The 18,793-nt window shown below is 64.6% G+C and carries 17 protein-coding genes, 1 tRNA gene and 2 pseudogenes; 11 read left to right on the plus strand and 9 right to left on the minus strand.

Annotated features, from left to right (window positions below; genetic code table 11):
• Window positions 1-355: 355 nt before the first annotated feature.
• Window positions 356-928 carry a cupin domain-containing protein gene (locus ACIBCN_RS06895; RefSeq protein WP_396990554.1) on the minus strand — a complete coding sequence of 191 codons (573 nt, stop codon included), beginning with the start codon at window positions 926-928 and terminating at the stop codon, window positions 356-358.
• Window positions 929-1,116: 188 nt separating this feature from the next.
• Here ACIBCN_RS06895 and ACIBCN_RS06900 point away from each other — a divergent pair.
• The 5 genes and pseudogenes from ACIBCN_RS06900 to ACIBCN_RS06920 form a co-directional block, all read left to right on the plus strand.
• Window positions 1,117-2,692: pseudogene (locus tag ACIBCN_RS06900) on the plus strand (acetolactate synthase large subunit).
• A gap of 852 nt (window positions 2,693-3,544) precedes the next feature.
• On the plus strand, window positions 3,545-3,973 hold the full coding sequence (locus ACIBCN_RS06905) for a hypothetical protein (protein WP_396990555.1): 429 nt from the start codon (window positions 3,545-3,547) through the stop codon (window positions 3,971-3,973).
• 3 nt (window positions 3,974-3,976) lie between these two features.
• Window positions 3,977-4,564, plus strand: coding sequence for a hypothetical protein (locus ACIBCN_RS06910; RefSeq protein ID WP_396990556.1), 588 nt, complete (start codon window positions 3,977-3,979; stop codon window positions 4,562-4,564).
• A 550-nt stretch (window positions 4,565-5,114) separates the two neighbouring features.
• On the plus strand, window positions 5,115-5,315 hold the full coding sequence (locus ACIBCN_RS06915; protein ID WP_396990557.1) for a hypothetical protein: 201 nt from the start codon (window positions 5,115-5,117) through the stop codon (window positions 5,313-5,315).
• 106 nt (window positions 5,316-5,421) lie between these two features.
• Window positions 5,422-6,321: pseudogene (locus ACIBCN_RS06920) on the plus strand (recombinase family protein); the annotation flags it as partial.
• A 748-nt stretch (window positions 6,322-7,069) separates the two neighbouring features.
• Here ACIBCN_RS06920 and ACIBCN_RS06925 read toward each other — a convergent pair.
• Window positions 7,070-7,154: transfer RNA gene (locus ACIBCN_RS06925), tRNA-Leu, on the minus strand.
• A 121-nt stretch (window positions 7,155-7,275) separates the two neighbouring features.
• On the opposite strand from ACIBCN_RS06925, the gene ACIBCN_RS06930 reads away from it, so the two are divergent.
• On the plus strand, window positions 7,276-8,151 hold the full coding sequence (locus tag ACIBCN_RS06930) for a glycosyltransferase family 2 protein (protein ID WP_396990558.1): 876 nt from the start codon (window positions 7,276-7,278) through the stop codon (window positions 8,149-8,151).
• Window positions 8,152-8,297: 146 nt separating this feature from the next.
• Here the strand turns inward: ACIBCN_RS06930 and ACIBCN_RS06935 are convergent, their stop codons facing one another.
• Together ACIBCN_RS06935 and ACIBCN_RS06940 are read right to left on the minus strand one after the other, a co-directional pair.
• Window positions 8,298-8,756 carry a CinA family protein gene (locus tag ACIBCN_RS06935; protein ID WP_396990559.1) on the minus strand — a complete coding sequence of 153 codons (459 nt, stop codon included), beginning with the start codon at window positions 8,754-8,756 and terminating at the stop codon, window positions 8,298-8,300.
• A gap of 137 nt (window positions 8,757-8,893) precedes the next feature.
• The gene (locus ACIBCN_RS06940) at window positions 8,894-9,763 is read right to left on the minus strand and encodes an NAD(P)-dependent oxidoreductase (protein ID WP_396990560.1); all 870 of its coding nucleotides are present in this window, start codon (window positions 9,761-9,763) and stop codon (window positions 8,894-8,896) included.
• 146 nt (window positions 9,764-9,909) lie between these two features.
• On the opposite strand from ACIBCN_RS06940, the gene ACIBCN_RS06945 reads away from it, so the two are divergent.
• On the plus strand, window positions 9,910-10,269 hold the full coding sequence (locus ACIBCN_RS06945; protein WP_396990561.1) for a winged helix-turn-helix transcriptional regulator: 360 nt from the start codon (window positions 9,910-9,912) through the stop codon (window positions 10,267-10,269).
• Window positions 10,270-10,271: 2 nt separating this feature from the next.
• Here the strand turns inward: ACIBCN_RS06945 and ACIBCN_RS06950 are convergent, their stop codons facing one another.
• A complete protein-coding gene (locus ACIBCN_RS06950) occupies window positions 10,272-10,502 on the minus strand; it encodes a hypothetical protein (RefSeq protein WP_396990562.1) in 231 nt (76 codons plus the stop codon).
• Window positions 10,503-10,885: 383 nt separating this feature from the next.
• Between ACIBCN_RS06950 and ACIBCN_RS06955 the strand changes: the two genes are divergently transcribed.
• Genes ACIBCN_RS06955 through ACIBCN_RS06970 form a run of 4 tightly spaced genes read left to right on the plus strand, consistent with a single transcriptional unit; the run spans window position 10,886 to window position 15,415 of the window.
• Window positions 10,886-12,163, plus strand: a complete 1,278-nt coding sequence (locus ACIBCN_RS06955) for an extracellular solute-binding protein (protein WP_396990563.1) — start codon at window positions 10,886-10,888, stop codon at window positions 12,161-12,163.
• 6 nt (window positions 12,164-12,169) lie between these two features.
• Complete coding sequence (locus tag ACIBCN_RS06960) at window positions 12,170-13,129, plus strand: carbohydrate ABC transporter permease (RefSeq protein ID WP_396990564.1); 960 nt, start codon at window positions 12,170-12,172, stop codon at window positions 13,127-13,129.
• Entirely contained in the window at window positions 13,120-13,989 is an 870-nt protein-coding gene (locus tag ACIBCN_RS06965) for a carbohydrate ABC transporter permease (RefSeq protein WP_396990565.1), read from the plus strand. Before ACIBCN_RS06960 ends, ACIBCN_RS06965 begins: the two co-directional genes overlap by 10 nt.
• A gap of 1 nt (window position 13,990) precedes the next feature.
• Window positions 13,991-15,415: a beta-N-acetylhexosaminidase gene (locus tag ACIBCN_RS06970; RefSeq protein WP_396990566.1), complete on the plus strand. Its 1,425-nt coding sequence runs from the start codon at window positions 13,991-13,993 to the stop codon at window positions 15,413-15,415.
• Here ACIBCN_RS06970 and ACIBCN_RS06975 read toward each other — a convergent pair.
• The 4 genes from ACIBCN_RS06975 to ACIBCN_RS06990 all read right to left on the minus strand — a co-directional run bounded on the left by ACIBCN_RS06975 (window position 15,412) and on the right by ACIBCN_RS06990 (window position 18,756).
• Entirely contained in the window at window positions 15,412-16,290 is an 879-nt protein-coding gene (locus ACIBCN_RS06975; protein WP_396990567.1) for an aminoglycoside phosphotransferase family protein, read from the minus strand. The two genes, ACIBCN_RS06970 and ACIBCN_RS06975, sit on opposite strands and share 4 nt — an antisense overlap.
• An 8-nt stretch (window positions 16,291-16,298) precedes the next feature.
• Window positions 16,299-16,856, minus strand: a complete 558-nt coding sequence (locus ACIBCN_RS06980) for a GrpB family protein (RefSeq protein WP_396990568.1) — start codon at window positions 16,854-16,856, stop codon at window positions 16,299-16,301.
• A 172-nt stretch (window positions 16,857-17,028) separates the two neighbouring features.
• Window positions 17,029-17,691, minus strand: a complete 663-nt coding sequence (locus ACIBCN_RS06985) for a DUF4360 domain-containing protein (RefSeq protein ID WP_396990569.1) — start codon at window positions 17,689-17,691, stop codon at window positions 17,029-17,031.
• A 183-nt stretch (window positions 17,692-17,874) separates the two neighbouring features.
• Complete coding sequence (locus ACIBCN_RS06990; RefSeq protein ID WP_396990570.1) at window positions 17,875-18,756, minus strand: phosphotransferase enzyme family protein; 882 nt, start codon at window positions 18,754-18,756, stop codon at window positions 17,875-17,877.
• Between the last annotated feature and the right edge of the window lie 37 nt (window positions 18,757-18,793).

Here is an 18,793-nt window from a genome sequence, read left to right on the forward strand (position 1 = left end):
CCCAGAAATGTTTCAGCGCGGTCCCGCTGTCGCACGAGAACGCTCGCTGGTAGGGAGTGCACACCCTGCCGCCACGGCAGGGTCAAGTCGACCTGACCGGATGAACTCGGTCACGGCGGTGAGGGCCCACCCGAATTGCCGATCGACCACGCTGTCGGATCACGGTGTCCTCTCGGATCCGAGGGCCGACGGGCACGTTTGCGCCGATTTCTGATTTGACCGTGCCGCCGCAGCGCGGTCGAGATTGTCGAGCGCCCGGTGTCCATGTCGGCCGCCAACGTGGTAGCCAGCCCATTGCGTCGCTGAGCATGATTTCATGACGGCCTGGAACTGACACCGACGGTGCGCGGACCCGTTATTGACGCGCCGTCGAATCCAGCTCGGCCGGGGTCATTCCGGGCGGGCCAAGGATAACGTCGCCGAATTCGTCGGTCACCGCTTGGAACAATGCCATATCCCATTCGGTCTCCGGCGTCGCCAAGTGCGCAGGTGTTCCAGTCCGGCTGATGAGTTCAGCGAACTTACCGGGATTGGTCAGATTGAGCGCACGTGCACCATCCGGGCTGGCGTTGATGGTGTGCGGAGTGTTCTTCGCAATCGCGTAGAAGTCGCCCGGTCCCAGGGTGAACGTGTCCGGTCCCGACCACACGGTCAAAGCACCGGAGACCACCCACAGCCGCTCCTCATAACGTGTATGCAGATGCAACGGAGTCCACGCCCCGCCGGGCAACGTGACCTCGCTCAGGTCGAATTGGCCACCGGTTTCATGGGCCGAGATGAGGATGGACAAGCGAAGGTGCTGACCGAGGTCGAATTGACGGTCCTGCGATACCGGGGGTGGAGCGGGGTACTGATTCATGATGCCTCCTAAATCGTCGCGTAAATTGGCCGGACAACAGTTTTGACCGTGCCGCAACGGCAAGGTCAAGAGGTCCGATATTCAATCGGCGTGAAATGCGCCCTGGCGCATGCGAAGTCAGGGTTTGAGTATGCCGCTACGGCACGGTGTTTCCTGGTCTGCGGCAGGGCCTCGGCAGGTGAATCCGGTGGTTATCGGTGGATAGTTCGCTGCCTAGGAGCGGAAGAGCCGGTGAAGCGGAACAACTGGAGCAAAGAATGAACGGCGCTGAAGTAATCATCGAAACGATGCTCGACAGCGATGTCGGAGTATGTTTCGGTAACCCGGGCACATCGGAGATGCACTTCATCGCCGCGCTGGACCGATACCCGGAAATGCGCGGCATCCTCTGCCTGTTCGAGGGGGTCGCGACCGGCGCGGCGGACGGATACGGCCGCATGACGCGACGGCCCGCGGCGACATTGCTGCACCTGGGCCCCGGCCTCGGAAACGGACTGGCCAATCTCCACAACGCCCGCCGCGCCGGCACCCCCGTGCTCAATATTGTCGGGGACCACTCGCGCGACCACAAACCCCTCGATTCCCCGCTCGACTCCGACATCGACGCGGTCGCCGGATCGGTCTCCGCCTGGCTGTACCGTCCGGCCGACAGCGCTGGACTCGGCCGCAACATCGCCGCCGCGATCGCCGCCACGAGAGGATTCGAGGATTCGGTCGCGCAGCGCACCGGTACCTCCGGATCCATAGCGACGGTGGTGGTACCCGCCGACCTGTCGTGGTCGACGGGTAAGCGTGGCAGCGCCCGCACTGCGGAACCGGCCTGCCCTAGATGCCGTCGTCGCCTCCGACGCCGCGGAGAAGATCCTGCGTTCCGGCGAAAAGACCGCCCTGCTGCTCGACGGCGACGCCCTCACCGAGGACGGGCTCAACGCGGCCGACCGCATCGCCCAGGCCACCGGAACACTCCTGTTCTGTCCGACCTGGCCCGCAACGCTGCGTCGAGGAGCGGGAATACCGACGGTGACTCCGCTCGCCTACCGCAGCGAAGACGTGCGCGCCCAGATGGCGGGAGTGCGTCATCTGATACTCGCCGGAGCCCGTTCGCCCGTAGCGTCTTTCGGCTATCCCGGCCAGGACGGAAACCTCGTTCCCGCGGGAATCAATCTGCACGTCCTCGCTGACGAGTTCACCCCGGTTCTCTCCGGCCTGACCAGTATCGCCGACCGGATCGCACCGGAGCTGAAACCCTGCCCCGCACCCGCAACTCTCACCGCCCTGCCCAAAGGTGTACTCACCCAAGCCAACTGGGCGTGGGTCATCGGCGGACTGCTGCCACAGGACGCGATCGTCTGCGACGAATCGATCACCGCGGGCATGCAGACGTTGGCGGCGGCCACCGCGGGCGCACCTGCCCACGACGGACTCGGGCTGGTCGGATTGGCTGTCGGCCAAGGCCTTCCACTCTCGGTCGGTGCCGCGGTGGCCTGTCCCGATCGACCGGTCGTGTGCCTGGAGGCCGACGGCAGCGCCATGTACACCATTTCCGCCCTATGGACCCAAGCCCGGGAAAACCTGGACATCACCACCGTCGTGCTCAACAACAAGTCCTACGCTATCCTGCGCTCGGAACTCGATCGCGTCGGCGCACAAGCCAATGGCAGCGCTTCCACCCGAATGCTCGACCTCTCCCATCCGGATCTCGACTTCGTCGCCCTCAGCCACGGCATGGGCGTGCCCGCGACCCGCGCCACCACAGCCGAACAACTCGCCGACCAGTTCGCCGCCGCGACCCGAGAACCAGGACCGCACCTGATCGAAGCCGTGCTGTCCTGACCCCGAAATTGCCGTTCCGCGTAAGGGTTTCGCCCACTCACTGCTGCGTCGTGGCCAAAGAGGCGTGCCCGAGGATCCATTGGACGTCGGTGATGTTCATCTGTGGGTCGTCGACCAATCCGCGAAGAAATCGAAACCCGCGTACGACACCTACTCGCCGAGCTCGGCATCCCGACCAGCTGCAATAATCCTGCCGCACCAGTCGATCGCGGTGTGGCCCGGCACGAGCCATTCTGCGCCCGGCATGATCATCAGCGCGGCCGTCCAACGCCGGAGTGGTCCGGAGGAACGGCATCGGGACGTGGCGCGCCGCGCAGGGATTTCCGAGGGACAGTGTTTACCGGACTGGTGAAGACCGGAGGAGGTCCGGGGCGCGGCCCACCGTGCAGGCCGCCGGGGCCGCAGCACCACAGCACACGACAAGAGTAGAACCTCCCCAGCCGCGGCGCCGCTACCTCACCGACCTGGCCGCTGGCGGCGGCGCCCAGCAGACCGCGACGTTGACCGACGCACCTAGCAGCACGGCCATGGCGATCAGGAACACGGTCGACGAGGGGGTTGGCGTAGCAGCGAGGCCAGGATCGCGGTACCGGTAAGGATGGGCAGGGCTGGCGAGACGCCTAGGGCGGCGAGGATAGTCAGGCACCCGAACAAGCGTGGTCGAATGCCCTCCGTCATCGTTCGCGCACCCGGCGGTGCGGCTGACCGCACCCCAGGCCGTGCGGTCGAGTGCCTCACCCCTGGAGGCAGCATTTAGCGCACCCCGTCACACCACAACACCAGCACACACCCACAACCGAACACGAGCAATACATCCCACCGCAGCGCCACCACCGTAAGAAGGTGCGCGCCGTGCTGGTCCCACCGGCCATCCCACCCCTGACACCGATAGACGAATTGATCGAAACCCTGCGTACCGCACCACCACCGGTCACGCAACCGATCGACCGCGACATCGTCTACGGCATGTGCACCGTCGGTGATGCCGGACGCATCCACGACAAACACCTACTCACCGCAATGGATTGGCCCGCCGGCACCCGACTCGATATCAGCTGCTGCCCTGACGGTGCCGTGCTCGTCCACCCCAGCGAGTACGGCGAGACGCACGTGAGCGCGAACCACCATTTCCGTGTCCCCTACCGGCAACGCCGCATCGCCGACCTCAACGTCGGCGACAAAGTCCTGCTCGTCGCCCACCCCACCGATCAGCAACTCGCGATATACCCACCACCAGCACTACACGCCACCTTCGGGCAGCCGCGAAACCAGGCGATATAGGAGATGACCACACCCGTCCGCAGCGTCGCGGACCCCGCCGCCATCGCCACCACCCGAATCCTGCTCTCGCAGATCGGCATCACACCCGCCGACCTCCTCACCGACACCCACCCAGCACCCACCTTCAGCCAAGCGATCCCGCAACTGCGCACCACCCTCACCCCAGGAACCCTGCGCACCTACAACACCCACCTGCGCTGGCTCGAAAACCTCTGGCACGACCGACAATTGGACCAAGTCACCAAAGCTGAACTCGACCAACGAGCACGACACGTCCAAGCCAACGTCAAGACCAGCCGTGGTACCCGCAACGGCGCCAGCGCCCGCGAACACTTCATCAGCACCGTGCGCTGCCTCTACCGCTATGCCGAAGACAACAACTGGATCCATCCAGCGCACAACCCCGCCCGCGCCTTGACCATGCCTGCCCGGCCACCGTCGCACCGCCAAGCGATTCCTTCACCGCGGCTGGCCGAGATCTGCCAAGTCGCCTCTCACCGGCAGCGACCGCGAACTCGATACCCTGCTCCTGCGCTTACACACCGAAACGGCCTGCCGCCGCAGTGGCGCATTGAACCTGCGCCCGTGTGACCTCGACCCGCACCAATGCCTGATCCTGCTGCGCGAGAAGGAAGGCATCGACCGCTGGCAACCGGTCTCCCCCACCCTCATGCACCATCTGTTCCGCCAGAACAACGCGGCAGCCCACCCAACAGTCAGCTCCTGCGCTACCGCAACGGCAAACCTATCGCCCGCCGACGCTACGAACACCTCTGGAAACGCACCGGCACCCACCTGCCCTGGTCACCAGCCCAACACATCACCACCCACTGGCTCCGACACACCACCCTCACCTGGGTCGAACGCACCCTCGGCAACAAGAACTTTGGTGCCAGCGAAGGTTCTGATGGAACCGGTGTTGAAGCCGAATGATGGTGGGTGAGCACCGCCACTAGCGGCCTCGCCGAAGATCGGGTTTGATGGTCTAAGGGTTTGACGGGACGATCGGCGGAAGGCCGATCTCCCATGCTCTCGATCGATCACGACTGGCCAGTCCCGCTCTTGCCAACGCCGCTCCTGACTCCACGTACAAATCGGCACTTCCCCCCGAACGACTGCAAGCACCTACGTCAGAGCAGTCATGACCCGCGGTGAAGGGCACGACACCGCAGATAGTCGCAACCAGGACAACGACGAGTTCACAGTCATCTGCCCGGACAACCCGCCCGTGCTCGACTCAACGGCAGCCAAAGCACTGCTGCAGCTCATCCTCCGTCACGCCGCCGACCATCGCGGTAAAGCGAATAGGCTCAATCGAGCTCAACGCGTCAATCTCGAGTAGATGCCCAACACTGCAGCCTTGTGCGAACAGGGTATGGCACGCACCTAGACACCGCCCGGCCAAACGCACCCGGGTGCGTCCCTGAGAACCGGAAGGCGGCTCAACCATGATCAGATTCGCGTTCGCAGGACGGGTATCAACCGAAGACCAACAAGACCCCGTCGCCTCCCGCAACTGGCAACGCGGGCGAGCGCAGGCTCTCATCGAACCACACGGCCACATCGTCACCGAGTTCTTCGACGTCGCACAGTCCAGATCGATCCCGTGGAAACGCCGCCCACAAGCCTCACGGCTGCTCGACATGCTCGCCCGCCCCGACCGCGGGTTCGATGCAGTCGTCATCGGCGAGCCCCAACGCGCCTTCTACGGCAACCAGTTCGGGCTGACATTCCCCGTCTTCGTCCACTACGGAGTGCAACTGTGGGTCCCCGAGGTCGGCGGCCCCATAGACCCCGAATCCGAGGCACACGATCTCATCATGTCGGTCTTCGGCGGCATGTCCAAAGGTGAACGCAACAGGATCAAGATCCGCGTGCGGGCCGCCATGGCCGCCCAAGCGCAAGTCGAAGGCCGGTACCTCGGCGGCCGACCTCCCTACGGCTACCGCCTCGCCGACGCTGGCCCGCACCCCAACCCCGCCAAAGCCGCTGACGGTAAACGCCTCCACATCCTCGAACCCGACCCGACCACAGCTCCAGTCGTCCAGCGGATCTTCCGAGACTATCTCGCCGGCTTCGGCATCTTCGCGATCGCCCAACGCCTCACAGCACAAGATATCCCTTGCCCATCGGCCTACGACCGCAAACGCAACCAACATCGCTCCGGGATCGCCTGGTCGAAAAGCGCTGTGCGCGTGATACTTACCAACCCCCGCTACACCGGCCACGAGGTATGGAACAAGCAGCACAAACATGAATCCCTGATCGACGTCAACGACGTCGCCCTCGGCCATCAAACCCGTCTGAAATGGAACCCCATCAAGGACTGGGTCCACTCCGACCAACCATCACACGAAGCACTCATCAGCCCCGAGATCTTCGAACAAACCCAGCTGCGTCTCGCCGCCCGGAACCAACGATCAGTCCGCAGCAAAGTGCGCCTTCAACACCCCTACGCCTTCAAAGGACTCCTGTTCCACGAGACGTGCAAACGCCGGATGCAAGGCAACTGGAACCACGACCAAGCCCACTACCGCTGCCGCTTCCCAGCCGAATACGCCATCGCCAACAAGATCGACCACCCCACAGTCGTTTACCTACGCGAAGACCAAATCATCGGCCCGATCGACTCCTGGCTCGCGCAGGTCTTCCGGCGCGATCAGATCGAACATTCCCTCGCCATGCTCCAACACGCCCAACCAGACAGCAACGCAGCAATCGCGGCCGCACGCGAGATTCAGCAATCACTCGCCCACTACGACCGAAAACTCAACAGCCACCGGGCAGCACTGGAAGCAGGCACCGACCCCCAACTGATCGCGACCTGGACCCGACAAGTCCAATCCGAACGAGAAGCCGCTGCCGCACAACTCACCGCGATCGAAGCTTCGGCCAAAGCACGTCCCACGTTGAACAGCAACGAGATTCGTCAACTCGTCAAGTCCTTCGGTGGACTCATGAAGATTCTGCGAGCCGCCGACCCCGCAGACAAGCTCGAGGTCTACCGACAACTCGGCCTAAAAATGACCTACAACCACGAAACACGGGTGGTGGTGGCCGAAGTTCAGCCACCACCACCCGTGTGCGTAAATATCGTGTCCGGAGGGGGACTTGAACCCCCACGCCCGTTAAAGGGCACTAGCACCTCAAGCTAGCGCGTCTGCCATTCCGCCACCCGGACCGGTGGTGCTCAGCAAGATTATAGGATCTCGCGGCGTGGACCAAATCGCCGGTTGACCACGTGTTTTGTGGAGAGTCAGGTGGTGCGGGGGTGGCGGGGGGCGCCTGATAGGTTCGCGCGCATGTCTCGCGGCGAGGATAAGAGCGTCGGCCTCATTCTGGTGACGTATCAGAGTGCGGAGGATCTGCCGCCATTTCTGGAGTCACTAGGGACCGCGGTGGCACCGTTCGCGCTGGATGTGGTCGGTGTCGACAATGTTTCCGCTGATCGAAGCGTGGAACTGGTCGAGGCGTTCGGTGGTCGGGTGATCCGTAACCGGGAGAACGTGGGTCTTGCTGCGGCGATCAACCAGGGTGCCGCGGCGACCAATGCGGAATGGATATTGGTCGCCAATCCCGACACCAGGCTCGCGCCGGGGTCGATAGCTGGGCTGGTCGAGACGGCGATGAGCGACGACGGTATCGGGATGATCGGGCCGCGGGTGGCCCGGCTCGATGGGACGCCGTACCCGACCGGGCGCCGGTTTCCGTCGCTGGCGGTGGGGATCGTGCACGCATTGCTCGGTGGGGTTTGGCCGGGCAATCCTGCGACGCGCCGGTATTTCGGTGAGCCTGTCACCGCGGTCAGCGATGTCGACTGGATCTCTGGTTGCTGTATGTTGTTCCGCCGCAGTGCGTTCGATTCGATCGGCGGGTTCGATACTCGGTACTTTCTGTACTTCGAGGAGACCAAAGCAGCGTTGGACATGCGCCGTGCCGGATGGCGAGTTGTTCTCGATCCGAATGTCGAGATCCGCCACCGCGAAGGCGGCAGCATGCGGTCGGCGCCGTTTCGCAAGATCCGCTGCCACCACCGCAGCGCGTTGCGGTTCTACTGCGACTATCACCGACGGTCGCCATGGTTGATATTCGCGCCGGTGGTAGCAGTGGGGCTGGTGGTTCGCGGTGCGATATCAGGACTACGCACCGCGATCACTCGACGCACTGCTAGGCAATAGCCTTCAGGACCAGACTGAATTGACCTAGCGATGTCCGTTAACCGTGGCCATTACGTATACACGCCAGCGGCGGGCCGACAATTTCTACCGCAGCCACTTCGCCGCTAACCGGCGACCAACGCCCCCTGCCAGGCAGGCACCGACTCCTACCTGAACGACTTCGCCGCAGAAAGCAACATGCCGACCGCATGACGTACCGACCGGGCGACGACCTCTTCCGGCTCACCGTCGTAATGCCGATGTTCCGCGTCGACTCCCGCACGCGTGGCCACGGCGAACCAGACCGAGCCGGCCGGTTCGCCGTCCTGTGGGTCCGGACCGCCGACGCCGGTGGTGGCCACGGCGATGTCAGTATCCATCAGTGCCCGAACGCTTTCGGCCATCGCCCTGGCCGCCGCCTCGGAGACAACGGGTACGTCGGGAACGTCGAGCACGCGGTACTTGACCATCGTGGAATAGGCGACAACTCCCCCACGGAACCACTGGGCCGAATCCGGCGCGGCGCCGAGCGTCGCGGCGAGGTTTCCGGCGGTCAGCGATTCGGCGACGGCGATCGTCAGGCCGTCACGCTTGGCGAGCTCGGCAAGCTTCACCGCAGACTTCATTGCGGTACCTCCTGCTAGTTGTCATGGGTGCCTTCAGCACATAACCGGATATGCCCGAGACAAACCCCTCATCTCCGAATTCAGTAGAAGCCGAACTCCCGTGCGATGCATGAGAGTTCGGCTTTGATAGAGGTCCGTCAGACCAGTTCTTCGATAGTTCGCGCAAACTCTTGGGAACCGTGGCCGTCAGCCACCTGACGATCGATGAGGTTTTTGATGGGGGCGACGAAGTCGACGGTGACGCCTGCGTCGCGGGTGGCTCGGTTGATGGCGTCTAGGGCGGCTTTGTGGAAGGCGAGGGATTGGATAGGTTGGGTGTAGTCGCCGCCGTCGATGATCCGGCCGTAGGCGGGCAGCCTCTGGGCCATGGCGGCGACCCATGGGGTGGCACGCTCGGCGAAGGCGCTGGCTGAGACGCCTACCGAGCGCATCATGGCCGCGCCGTGCATGAAGCCGGTGAACATGGCGTACATGATGGCGAGCAAAGCGAAGTCGTAGGTCGAGGCCAGTCCGGCGTCGTCGCCGAAATATTCTGCGGCCGCTAGCAATTCGAGGGTTTCGCGGTGTTGTTCGAAGACGGCGCCCGATCCGCTGTACAGGATGGACGCGCCGGGCTGTCCGATCATCGGCGGGACGGCCATGATGCCGCCGTCGAGGTAGTCGACGCCGTGCCGGGCGGCCCAGGTGGCGAGTTCGCGGGCCTCGTTGGGGGCGGTGCTGGTCAGGTTGATGACCTGCCTGCCGGACAGTTCGCCGGCCACCGGGTCGAGGGTGGCGTGCACAGAAGCGTGGTCGAACAGGACGACGATGATCGGCCCGGCGGCTTGGATGGCCTGGGCAACCGACGCGGCACCGTCAGCACCGGCGGCGACGAGGTCGGCATCCTTGCCGGGGGTGCGGTTCCACACCGTTGTCGGGTGGCCGCCCTTCAGCAGGGTCGCGGCCAGCGCCTGGCCCATCGCGCCTAGCCCGAGGATCGTCACCGGGGTGTTCTTGGTTTCCGCCATTGTGGGGTCAACTCCTTGGAAAGTCAGTGAACAGGGTGGTCAGCGCGCTGAAACCAACCTTGCTCTTTGCCAGCGATGACGACAAGTACCTACTATTTGGTCGGGTACTTACCAATGGGTGTGTGAACAGGTAGCGAGGTCGGGCGATGGGCGAAAAGAGATCCGGACCATACTTTTGCGGCATCGACGCGGCGATGGACGTGGTCGGCGGCAAGTGGAAGGTGCTGATCCTGTGGGAGCTGGAGACGCACGGCGTCCGCCGGTTCGGTGAACTCCGCCGCGGCCTGCCCGGTGTCTCGGAGAAGATGCTCATCCAGCAGCTGCGGGAGCTGGAGGAGGACGGGATCGTGTCCCGCGAGGTCTATCGCGAGGTGCCGCCGCGCGTCGAGTACCGGCTCACCGAATCGGGCGCCGCCCTCAACCGCGCACTGGAACCGCTCGGCGCCTGGGGGCGCGACCGCATCGATCGGATCGGCGCGGGCCGCGTCCACCCGGCAACGACATAGCGTTACTCCCGACCCGGCGTGGGCTTATCGATTGTGACGGAAGGCATTTGGTCGACGGTTGTCGTCGAGGGGGTCGAGATGTACGGCAATGTCCGCACCTGCTGATCGTTCGCGGGCATCGGGGGCTCGTTCTCGGGCATCAGGAACAGGGCCATGATGATGAGCAGCAGAGCTGCCAACCCGCCAAGAATCGGTCGGCAGTAAACGCGCACATGCAGATGATCGGATCCCATGCCCGATCCGTTACCTACCACCGCGCATAAGTCGCCGTCAGCGCAGCGGTGAAGTCGACGGCGATACGAGTATCGCATTTCGCCAATACCATTCCGACACAATCCGTTTCGATGCCTGCGTCAGCCCTGCGGATCAACCCGAGCCGACCGTCGGACGCCGCCATCACCGCAACGGACGCCAGGCCCAGGCCAGCAGGCGATCTCGTCGAGCCCCGCCATGGGCACCCACACGCATCTGCGACCCGCATCACATTTGCCTATTGAATGTGACCCCACTTGATGCTAAACATTGTGGCACGCAACGCAATACACGTTGCATTATATGCAATGAATGGGACCTGAGAACCTTGATGCTGCACCGTGAATTCCGGCCGGGCGGGGCCGTGCGACGCGCACTCACACTCGGAGCCGCACTGTTCCTGCTCGCCGGGTGCGCGCCGGTGCAGTCCGGTCCGGCCGGATCGGGTGGCGACGAGAAGACCGGCACCGTCCGGATCTGGCTTTTCGACGAGGCGACTCGCGCCCCGAAGGAAGCGGTGATCAACGAGGCGATCGCGGAGTTCAAGGCGTCCCGGCCGAATGTCGACGTGGACGTGCAGTGGGTGCCGGTCGCCGCACGAGCGGAGAAGTTCGCCGGCGCCTTCAACGACCCGGCCAGCGCGCCCGATCTCGCCGAGTTCGGCAACACCGACCTCGCGGGTTACGCCGTCACGGGCGCGTTCGCCGACCTGGGAGCCGACCTCGCGGCCTGGCCGGAGGGCAAGGACATCGACCCGTCAGTCCTGGAAACCGCGAAATCTGGTGGCAAGGTCTACGGGCTGCCCTGGTACACGGGCATCCGCGCGCTCTACTACCGCACCGACGTCTTCACGGAACTGGGCCTGCGGCCACCGGCCACCCTGGCCGAACTCACCGACACCGCCCGCCGCATCCACGCGAAAAAGCCGGACCTGTACGGGATTTCGGTCGGCGGCAAGTACACCTACGCGATGCTGCCGTTCCTGTGGGCCTACCGCGGCGAGCTCGCCGAGAACGACGGCACGATGTGGAACTCCACGGTCAACTCGGACCGGGCGAAGGAGGGGATCACCCGCTACTCGGAGCTGATCCACGACGACATCTGCCCGCCCGCGCAGTGCGCCGACTTCACCGGAACCCAGAGCGTGCAGGCCTTCGCGGGCGGCAAGGCCGCGATGACGATCGGTGGCGACTTCAGTCGTAAGGCCATGGACCAGGGTGCCTCCAAGGGCAAATACGCGGTGATCCCGCTGCCCGGCACCGAAACGGGCTCCGTCGCACCGGCTTTCGCGGGCGGCAACCTGCTCGGCGTCTTCCGCGCGAGCCAGCGGCGCGGCCTGGCCGTCGACTTCGTCGAATTGCTCGGCAGCGCAAAGTATCAGGAAAAGATGTACGTGGCGATGGGGAACCTGCCGACGCTGTCCAGCGTGCAGCACAACCTCGCGGCGAACGACGCGTTCCTGACGCCGTTCGTCGAATCGCTCCGGGCCGGGACGAAGTTCGTGCCGAGTACACCGGCGTGGTCGAAGATCGACAGCCAGAACCTGCTGCCGACCGCGGTGCAGCAGATCGCCACCGGCGCCAAGGAGCCCTCGGCGGCGTTGAACGCGGCAGCTGCCGCGATGAACAAGGCATTCAGGTAGGCGCACATGGCAATTCGAGAACTACCGGTCACCACCGCAGCCCCGCGGCCGTCGCCGAAACCGCGGCGCCTGAGCCGAGACACGATCACCGCGTGGCTCTACCTGGCCCCGGCGGGGATCCTGCTGGCCGCCGTGCTGATCTATCCGATCTATCAGATCGTGCTGATCTCGTTCTACGACTACGGCCAGGCGCAGGCGACCGGCGCGGCGCCGTTGGAGTTCATCGGCCTGGGCAATTATCGAGAACTCCTGTCGGACAGCCAGTTCTGGACGGTGCTCGCGAACACCTTCGTGTTCGGCGCGGTCTGCGTGGTGGGCGGGCTGGTGGTCGGCACGGCGCTGGCCGTGCTCGCCACGCGAGTCCGCGCAGTCCCCCGAATGTTGTTGTTCCTCGCGGCACTCGGCGCATGGGCGACACCGGCCATGGCGGGTTCGTACGTCTGGCTTTTCCTGTTCGACACCGACTTCGGTGTGGTGAACGAGGCGCTGTCGGGCCTCGGGTTCCGTTCGATGGACGGGCACTCGTGGACCTTCGGCACCCTCAGCGCGTTCGGACTGGTTGCCGCCGAGGTGATCTGGTGTTCGTTCCCGTTCGTCATGGTGACCATGTACGCGGGTATCAAAGCGATCCCCGAAGAGGTGCTGGAGGCCGCCGCGCTGGACGGCGCCTCGGTGTGGCGGTCGGCCCGCTCGGTGATCCTGCCAATGTTGCGGCCGCTGCTGCTGATCGCGACGATCCAGTCGATCATCTGGGACTTCAAGGTGTTCACCCAGATCTACGTCATGACCAATGGTGGCGGCGTCGCCGGGCGCAACCTGGTGCTCAATGTCTACGCCTACCAAAAGGCCTTCGCCGGGCAGGAATACGGGCTCGGCTCAGCGATCGGAGTCCTGATGACGCTGTTGCTGTTGTCGATCACCGGCCTCTACGTCCGGTCCCAGCGCAGGAGCACGCCATGGCAGTGAAACCGATGCCGCGCGCCCCACGCAAGCCCGGCCGGCTGCTCGCCGAGGCGGTGACGGTGGTGATCGCCGGATTAGTGGCGTTCCCGCTGTACTGGATGGTGCTCTCGGCGCTCAAGCCGCCGGGCGAGATTCAGTCGGCCGACCAGAAACCGTGGACTTTGGCGCCCAGTCTGGACAGTTTCACCCGGGTGCTGTCGATGAACGGTTTCGGCCGGTTCTTTCTCAACAGCCTGCTGATCGCCGTTGTGGTCGTGCTGTTTTCGCTGCTGCTCTCTTTCCTGTCCGCGGTGGCGTTGACCCGCTTCCGGTTCCGCGGCCGGACCGTGCTGCTGGTGATGATTCTGGTAGCGCAGATGGTTCCCGTTGAAGCGCTGACCATTCCGCTGTTCTTCCTGATGCGCTCGATCGGCGGCACCGTTCCGGCGTTGGGGCTCAACGAACTCGGTTCGATCATGCTGGTAGATCTGGTGTTCAGCCTGCCACTGGCCATCTGGCTACTGCGCGGCTTCGTCGCGGCGGTGCCCATCGAGTTGGAAGAGGCGGCGAAACTCGATGGGGCGAGCCGACTTCGGTTCGCGTGGCAGATCCTGCTGCCGCTGGTGGCGCCAGGGCTGGTGTCGGTCAGTGTGCTGTCGTTTATCCACGCCTGGAACGACTTCCTGTTCGCGAAAACGTTCATCATCTCCAAGACCGAGAATCAGACACTGCCGCAGGCGATCCTGGTGTTCTTCAAACCAGAAGACACCGATTGGGGCGCGGTGATGGCGGCCTCGACGTTGATGACCATTCCGGCGCTCGTGCTGTTCGTGCTCGTGCAACGCAAGCTCGTCTCCGGCCTCGGTGGCGCGGTGAAAGGCTGACATGCCAGGTTTCGATAACCTGCTCCCCCGGCCCGTTTCGGCGACTCCGGCGCCCGGCGTTTGCGCATGGCCCACCGAACTCGACGTCCGCATCGACCCGGACCTGCCGTCCGAGGGGTACCGGTTGGAGATCACACCGAACGGGATCACGCTCACCGCGGCGGATCTGGCCGGGCAGACCCACGCGCAGCAGACGCTGCGCCAACTCGCCGGTCCGAACGCGTTGCGCGCCGCGATCATCGACACTCACCAGCTTGTCGTGCCGTGTGGTGTCATCGAGGACAGCCCCCGATTCGGTTGGCGCGGTTGCCTGCTCGACGTGGCGCGGAACTTTCGCACCAAAGCGGAGGTGCTGCGGTTCATCGATCTCCTGTCGGCACACAAACTCAACGTGCTGCACCTGCACCTGACCGACGATCAGGGCTGGCGCATCGAAGTCCCCGGCTTCCCGAAGCTGACCGAAATCGCTTCGTGGCGAACCGGATCGATGGTCGGACGACATGATGGCCCCGAACGCGACGGACGACCGCACGGCGGCTTCTACACCACCGACGACCTTCGGGAGATCGTCGCGTACGCGGGCGATCGGTCTATCACCGTAGTGCCGGAGATCGATGTCCCCGGCCATGCTCGCGCCGCGATCACGGCCTACCCCGAACTCGGCCCCGAGTCCGAAAGCCCTTGGGAGGTATGGACGTCCTGGGGCATCAGCACCGCACTGCTGAATCCCACACCCGACACACTCGACTTCTTCCGCCGAGTCTTCGACCATGTGCTGACCGTCTTCCCGTCGGCGGTCATCGGTATCGGCGGCGACGAAGTCCCCGGCGTGACACCAGAACACGGCCGACTCGTCGCCGACCTCGCCGCATATCTCGCCACCCGGGGACGCCGAGCCTTGGGGTGGGACGAGGTGCTCGACGCGGGCCCGCTCCCGCCCATGGTGATCGCCGCATGGCGCGACGCGACCGCCGCCAGCCGAGCGGCGGCGGCAGGCCACGACGTGGTGCTGTGCCCGGAAGACCACTTCTACCTGGACCACCGTCAATCCGATCACCCCGACGAACCGATCCCCGTCGGCTACCTGCGCACCCTCGAAGACGTATACCGATACGAGCCCACCTTCGACGGCCCACGAGTCATCGGTCTCCAAGCCCAACTCTGGAGCGAGCACCTGGATTCGGTGCGCCGAGTCGACTACGCCGCCTTCCCACGCCTGTGCGCCATCGCCGAACTCGCTTGGAGCCCAGCCGATCGCGACTACGCCGAGTTTTTCCCCCGGCTACGCGACCACCACCTTCCCCGCCTGGATGCCCTAGGCGTCGAATACCGCCCGCTGGACGGCCCGCACCCCTGGCAAACTCGGCCCGACGTCCCACCGACCGCACACCGCCCGAACCAATTGCCAGTGGCGTCAGGGTCCTAACGGTCGGCCAGCACACGGTCGAGTGCCGCCCGACCCGCTTTTCCCCAAGTCGGCTGACCACCGGGAAGCCCGCGTTCCCAGGCCAGGCCGATGCTCATCAGCCCAATGGCACGCAGCACGGCCCATCCTCGCGCGCGCTGGATCGTCGCGGCGTCCGCGTTCGCGTAGGTGTCGAAGAATCGCGTGGCCGCGCCAGTGGGCAGCACCAGCCATGCGGCCGAAAGATCCGTGGCCGGGTCGCCCGCGCAGAGCTCACCGAAGTCGATCACGCCCGCGAGCGTGCCGTTCGAGACCACGACATTCGCCGGATGCAGGTCACCGTGCAGCCACACCGGCGGTCCGTCCCACTGGGGAGCCGAAACGGCTGCGTCCCATACCCGTTGGACGTCGTCAGCGATTCCTTCCGGGACAACAGCGTCGAACTGCGCGCCTACACCGCACGTCTCGAGCGCAGCCCCCCGACTCGGATTCACTGGCGCATCGGCGGGTGCTTCCTGGTGCAGCACACCGAGGAAGCCCGCCAAAGCATCCGCCGAGTGGTCACCGCGGCTGATCGTCGCCCGGTCACTCGGCTCTCCGGGAACCCATCGCGCAATGGTCCACGGCCGCGGAAAGCGTTCCGACGCTTCGCCGAACCGCAACGGTGTCGGGACCGGAAGCGGAAGGCGCGCGGCCAGCATCGGCAGCCATCGCCGTTCCTTATCCAGTAAGCCCGGGGCCCGCTCCGTACGCGGCAGCCGAACCGCCAATTCCGCACCGAGCCGCCACATTTGATTGTCCCACCCGCCGTCCACCGGTCGCAGGTCGAGCTCGGCCAGGTCCGGGTGCTGCTCGATCAGGAGGGAGCGCACCAGGACATCGTCAACCTTGTTCATGTCGCGATTCAATTCCCCGTTGTCCAGCCGCTCTCCTGCGCCCACGCTTCTGCCCGTCCGGTGATCTCGATGATCAACGGCCCCTTGGCAGCTGCGTAAGCGTTCATGTCGGGCCAGTCCCGCTGCGCTAGTTGCTGTTTCAGCCGCCCATAGGCCGCTCGGTCCCCGGCGTCGTGCCGAAGCCAGTCGCGGAACAGCAGGTGGCGACGTTCCCAATCGCTGCCGACCGTGGAAATGTGCACGTGCACATCACGTTCCGGTGTTCGCACCATTCGATGCCCCGGCTCACGCACGCGAAGTCGATAACCTACGGTCAGTAGCGGTGGGAGGTAAGCGCCCTCATCCTCGACATCGGGCACGCTGAGGTCGATATCGATGATCGGCTTTGCCGCAAGGCCGGGCACCGAGGTCGAGCCGATGTGGTCGATGCGACGGGCGACAGCGCCGAGCGCGGTGCCGATGCGGCTACGCTCCTCGTCGAACCGCTCCGGCCAGGTGGGGCAGTAACCGACAAGGCGGATCTCCCGCTTCTCGATGCCGCCGATCAACTCCATCCGAGCATGCATACCGCCCATCCTTGCGCGCCGACAGTCCACCATGCCACCCGACGCTGGAACGGACGGCGAAGACCGCTATCCGGAGATACCTCTGCGGATAGCGGTCGAATTCGCGTCGGCCTGGTGATCGCCCACCGATCACCACGCTGATTCAGGAATTGTCACCCTCAGGCGTATTTCACTAAGGGCAAGACTTCCATGCGAAGTGATAAGTGGTGGTGATGCTTCCGTCCGTGGAGTCCATCGTGATGAAGCTGGTGGTCTTTTTCGGGTCGGACGTGCCGGCGTCGACGCGCAATTGAGTATTGATGTTGAAATTGCGGAACTCGCCGCACGGCTGGTAAACGATCGCCCCGACCTCGGTGGAGTCGGTATTCTGCCAATCGTCACCGAACGGACCCTTGAGCGTGTGATCGGCGAAGTCGGTCGGCGAATTGCCCTGGAAGTAGTACCTGGCCCGCTCCAGCGAAGTCGCACCCTTCGCCAATGACGCGAATCCGCGGTAATCCGCCGACGCGATTCCATAGGTGAAGCCCTGTGGGACATGCACTTTCAGGTTGAGCTGGCAGTTCATTCGGAAGTCGGTCGGACCGGCTCCGATGCCCACCTTCGCGGTGTACTGGCTGTAGGTGACCGTGAAGGCCGTGTTGTCGGGCGAGACCGCGACGGCCGCGGTTCCTGCTGGGCAACCGGTGCCATTGACGGTCGCGACGTCGATGACAATCTTGTCCGGCGGAACGGGCCCGTTCCAATCGGGCAACGGCACTCCAGATGCCGGCGAGCCGGCCATCGGAATAGCAAGCGCGAATAGGGCAGCACTGAAAGTGGCTAATTTCTTGTACATGGGATGCCTCACAATGGGCGGATCGGACAGATCTCACTGTAAGACGTCTATACCCACACGAAGCTCCCCAGCAGAAGTGGGGAAAATCCGGAAACTCTTACCGCCCCTACATAATTGGCGGTCGGTTCTCCGGATACTTCGATAACCGTTGAATGTTGGAATTGTGGCTGCTCCGCGACGCGTTCACGGCCGGAGCAGGCGGAAGGTGTCCATCCGCTGTCGATGGTACGCCAGGTCGTCCGCGTCGTGCTGCACGCCACGGCCGACGGCGATGCCGAAATACACTGCCTCCCTACGCAACCGGTGCCGCATCAGCTGCGCGAGCGCGATATCGTCCAGGCGCCCGGCCGTGCCGCCTTCGGCGTGATAGGCGTCGGCGAACTGTCGGGCGCCGGTCAGATCACGCCCCAGCACGTCGGCGAATTCCAATGCGGCGGAGGCCAGTTCGACTTCAGGCGGGCCGATCAGTGCCTCGTCCCAATCGAGCACGGCGGTGACGTGTCCGTCCCAGGCCAGCAGATTGCCCTCGTAGTAGTCACCATGCAGCGGTTGCGGGCGCGCGGACTTGCTGAACTCGGCCAGCCAACGGTCCAAGTCGGGGTCGGGCAATTCCGCCGACGGCGCACCGTCGAGCCCGATCTCCAGGAACGACTTCTCGGGTCGCGGGGGCGGCCGATAGTCGGCCAATGCACGGTGTACCCGCGCCAGCAGCCCGGCCGCCTCGGCAACCTGCACCGGATCCGCACTACTTGCCCACTGTCCCTCGATCAGCGGCCACACGGTGATCGGACGACCCGCCACCACCTCGACCGTCGCCCCATTCGCACGCGGCAGCGGCGCCACGGCCTCCGGCACCGTACGGGCAGCGGCAACGGCAATCCCGTTGCACCACTCCACTTCCGCCGGGTCACGATCCACCGCCCCGATCCGCACGACCACCTCGCCGACCCGATACGCGGCGGACTCCTCACCGCCATACAAGCGCACACCGTCGCCCTTGCATCCCCATTCAGCCGCAACAGCAGCCCGAATATCCTCGGTCAGCGGAACGTCGACATAGATCACGCATCCACTTGTACCAGCGCAATCGACCGGAACGCAG

Origin of the sequence: Nocardia sp. NPDC051052 (assembly GCF_044456045.1) — a bacterium.
Classification (GTDB): domain Bacteria; phylum Actinomycetota; class Actinomycetes; order Mycobacteriales; family Mycobacteriaceae; genus Nocardia.

Excerpts from the sequence above, each read along its gene's own strand:
- ACIBCN_RS06930 (WP_396990558.1), top strand. The coding sequence starts at position 7,276 with ATGTCTCGCGGCGAGGATAAGAGCGTCGGCCTCATTCTGGTGACGTAT.
- ACIBCN_RS06975 (WP_396990567.1), bottom strand. The coding sequence starts at position 16,290 with ATGAACAAGGTTGACGATGTCCTGGTGCGCTCCCTCCTGATCGAGCAG.
- ACIBCN_RS06960 (WP_396990564.1), top strand. The coding sequence starts at position 12,170 with ATGGCAATTCGAGAACTACCGGTCACCACCGCAGCCCCGCGGCCGTCG.
- ACIBCN_RS06935 (WP_396990559.1), bottom strand. The coding sequence starts at position 8,756 with ATGAAGTCTGCGGTGAAGCTTGCCGAGCTCGCCAAGCGTGACGGCCTG.
- ACIBCN_RS06915 (WP_396990557.1), top strand. The coding sequence starts at position 5,115 with ATGACCCGCGGTGAAGGGCACGACACCGCAGATAGTCGCAACCAGGAC.
- ACIBCN_RS06945 (WP_396990561.1), top strand. The coding sequence starts at position 9,910 with ATGGGCGAAAAGAGATCCGGACCATACTTTTGCGGCATCGACGCGGCG.
- ACIBCN_RS06970 (WP_396990566.1), top strand. The coding sequence starts at position 13,991 with ATGCCAGGTTTCGATAACCTGCTCCCCCGGCCCGTTTCGGCGACTCCG.
- ACIBCN_RS06940 (WP_396990560.1), bottom strand. The coding sequence starts at position 9,763 with ATGGCGGAAACCAAGAACACCCCGGTGACGATCCTCGGGCTAGGCGCG.
- ACIBCN_RS06980 (WP_396990568.1), bottom strand. The coding sequence starts at position 16,856 with ATGCATGCTCGGATGGAGTTGATCGGCGGCATCGAGAAGCGGGAGATC.
- ACIBCN_RS06985 (WP_396990569.1), bottom strand. The coding sequence starts at position 17,691 with ATGTACAAGAAATTAGCCACTTTCAGTGCTGCCCTATTCGCGCTTGCT.
- ACIBCN_RS06965 (WP_396990565.1), top strand. The coding sequence starts at position 13,120 with ATGGCAGTGAAACCGATGCCGCGCGCCCCACGCAAGCCCGGCCGGCTG.
- ACIBCN_RS06910 (WP_396990556.1), top strand. The coding sequence starts at position 3,977 with ATGACCACACCCGTCCGCAGCGTCGCGGACCCCGCCGCCATCGCCACC.
- ACIBCN_RS06950 (WP_396990562.1), bottom strand. The coding sequence starts at position 10,502 with ATGGGATCCGATCATCTGCATGTGCGCGTTTACTGCCGACCGATTCTT.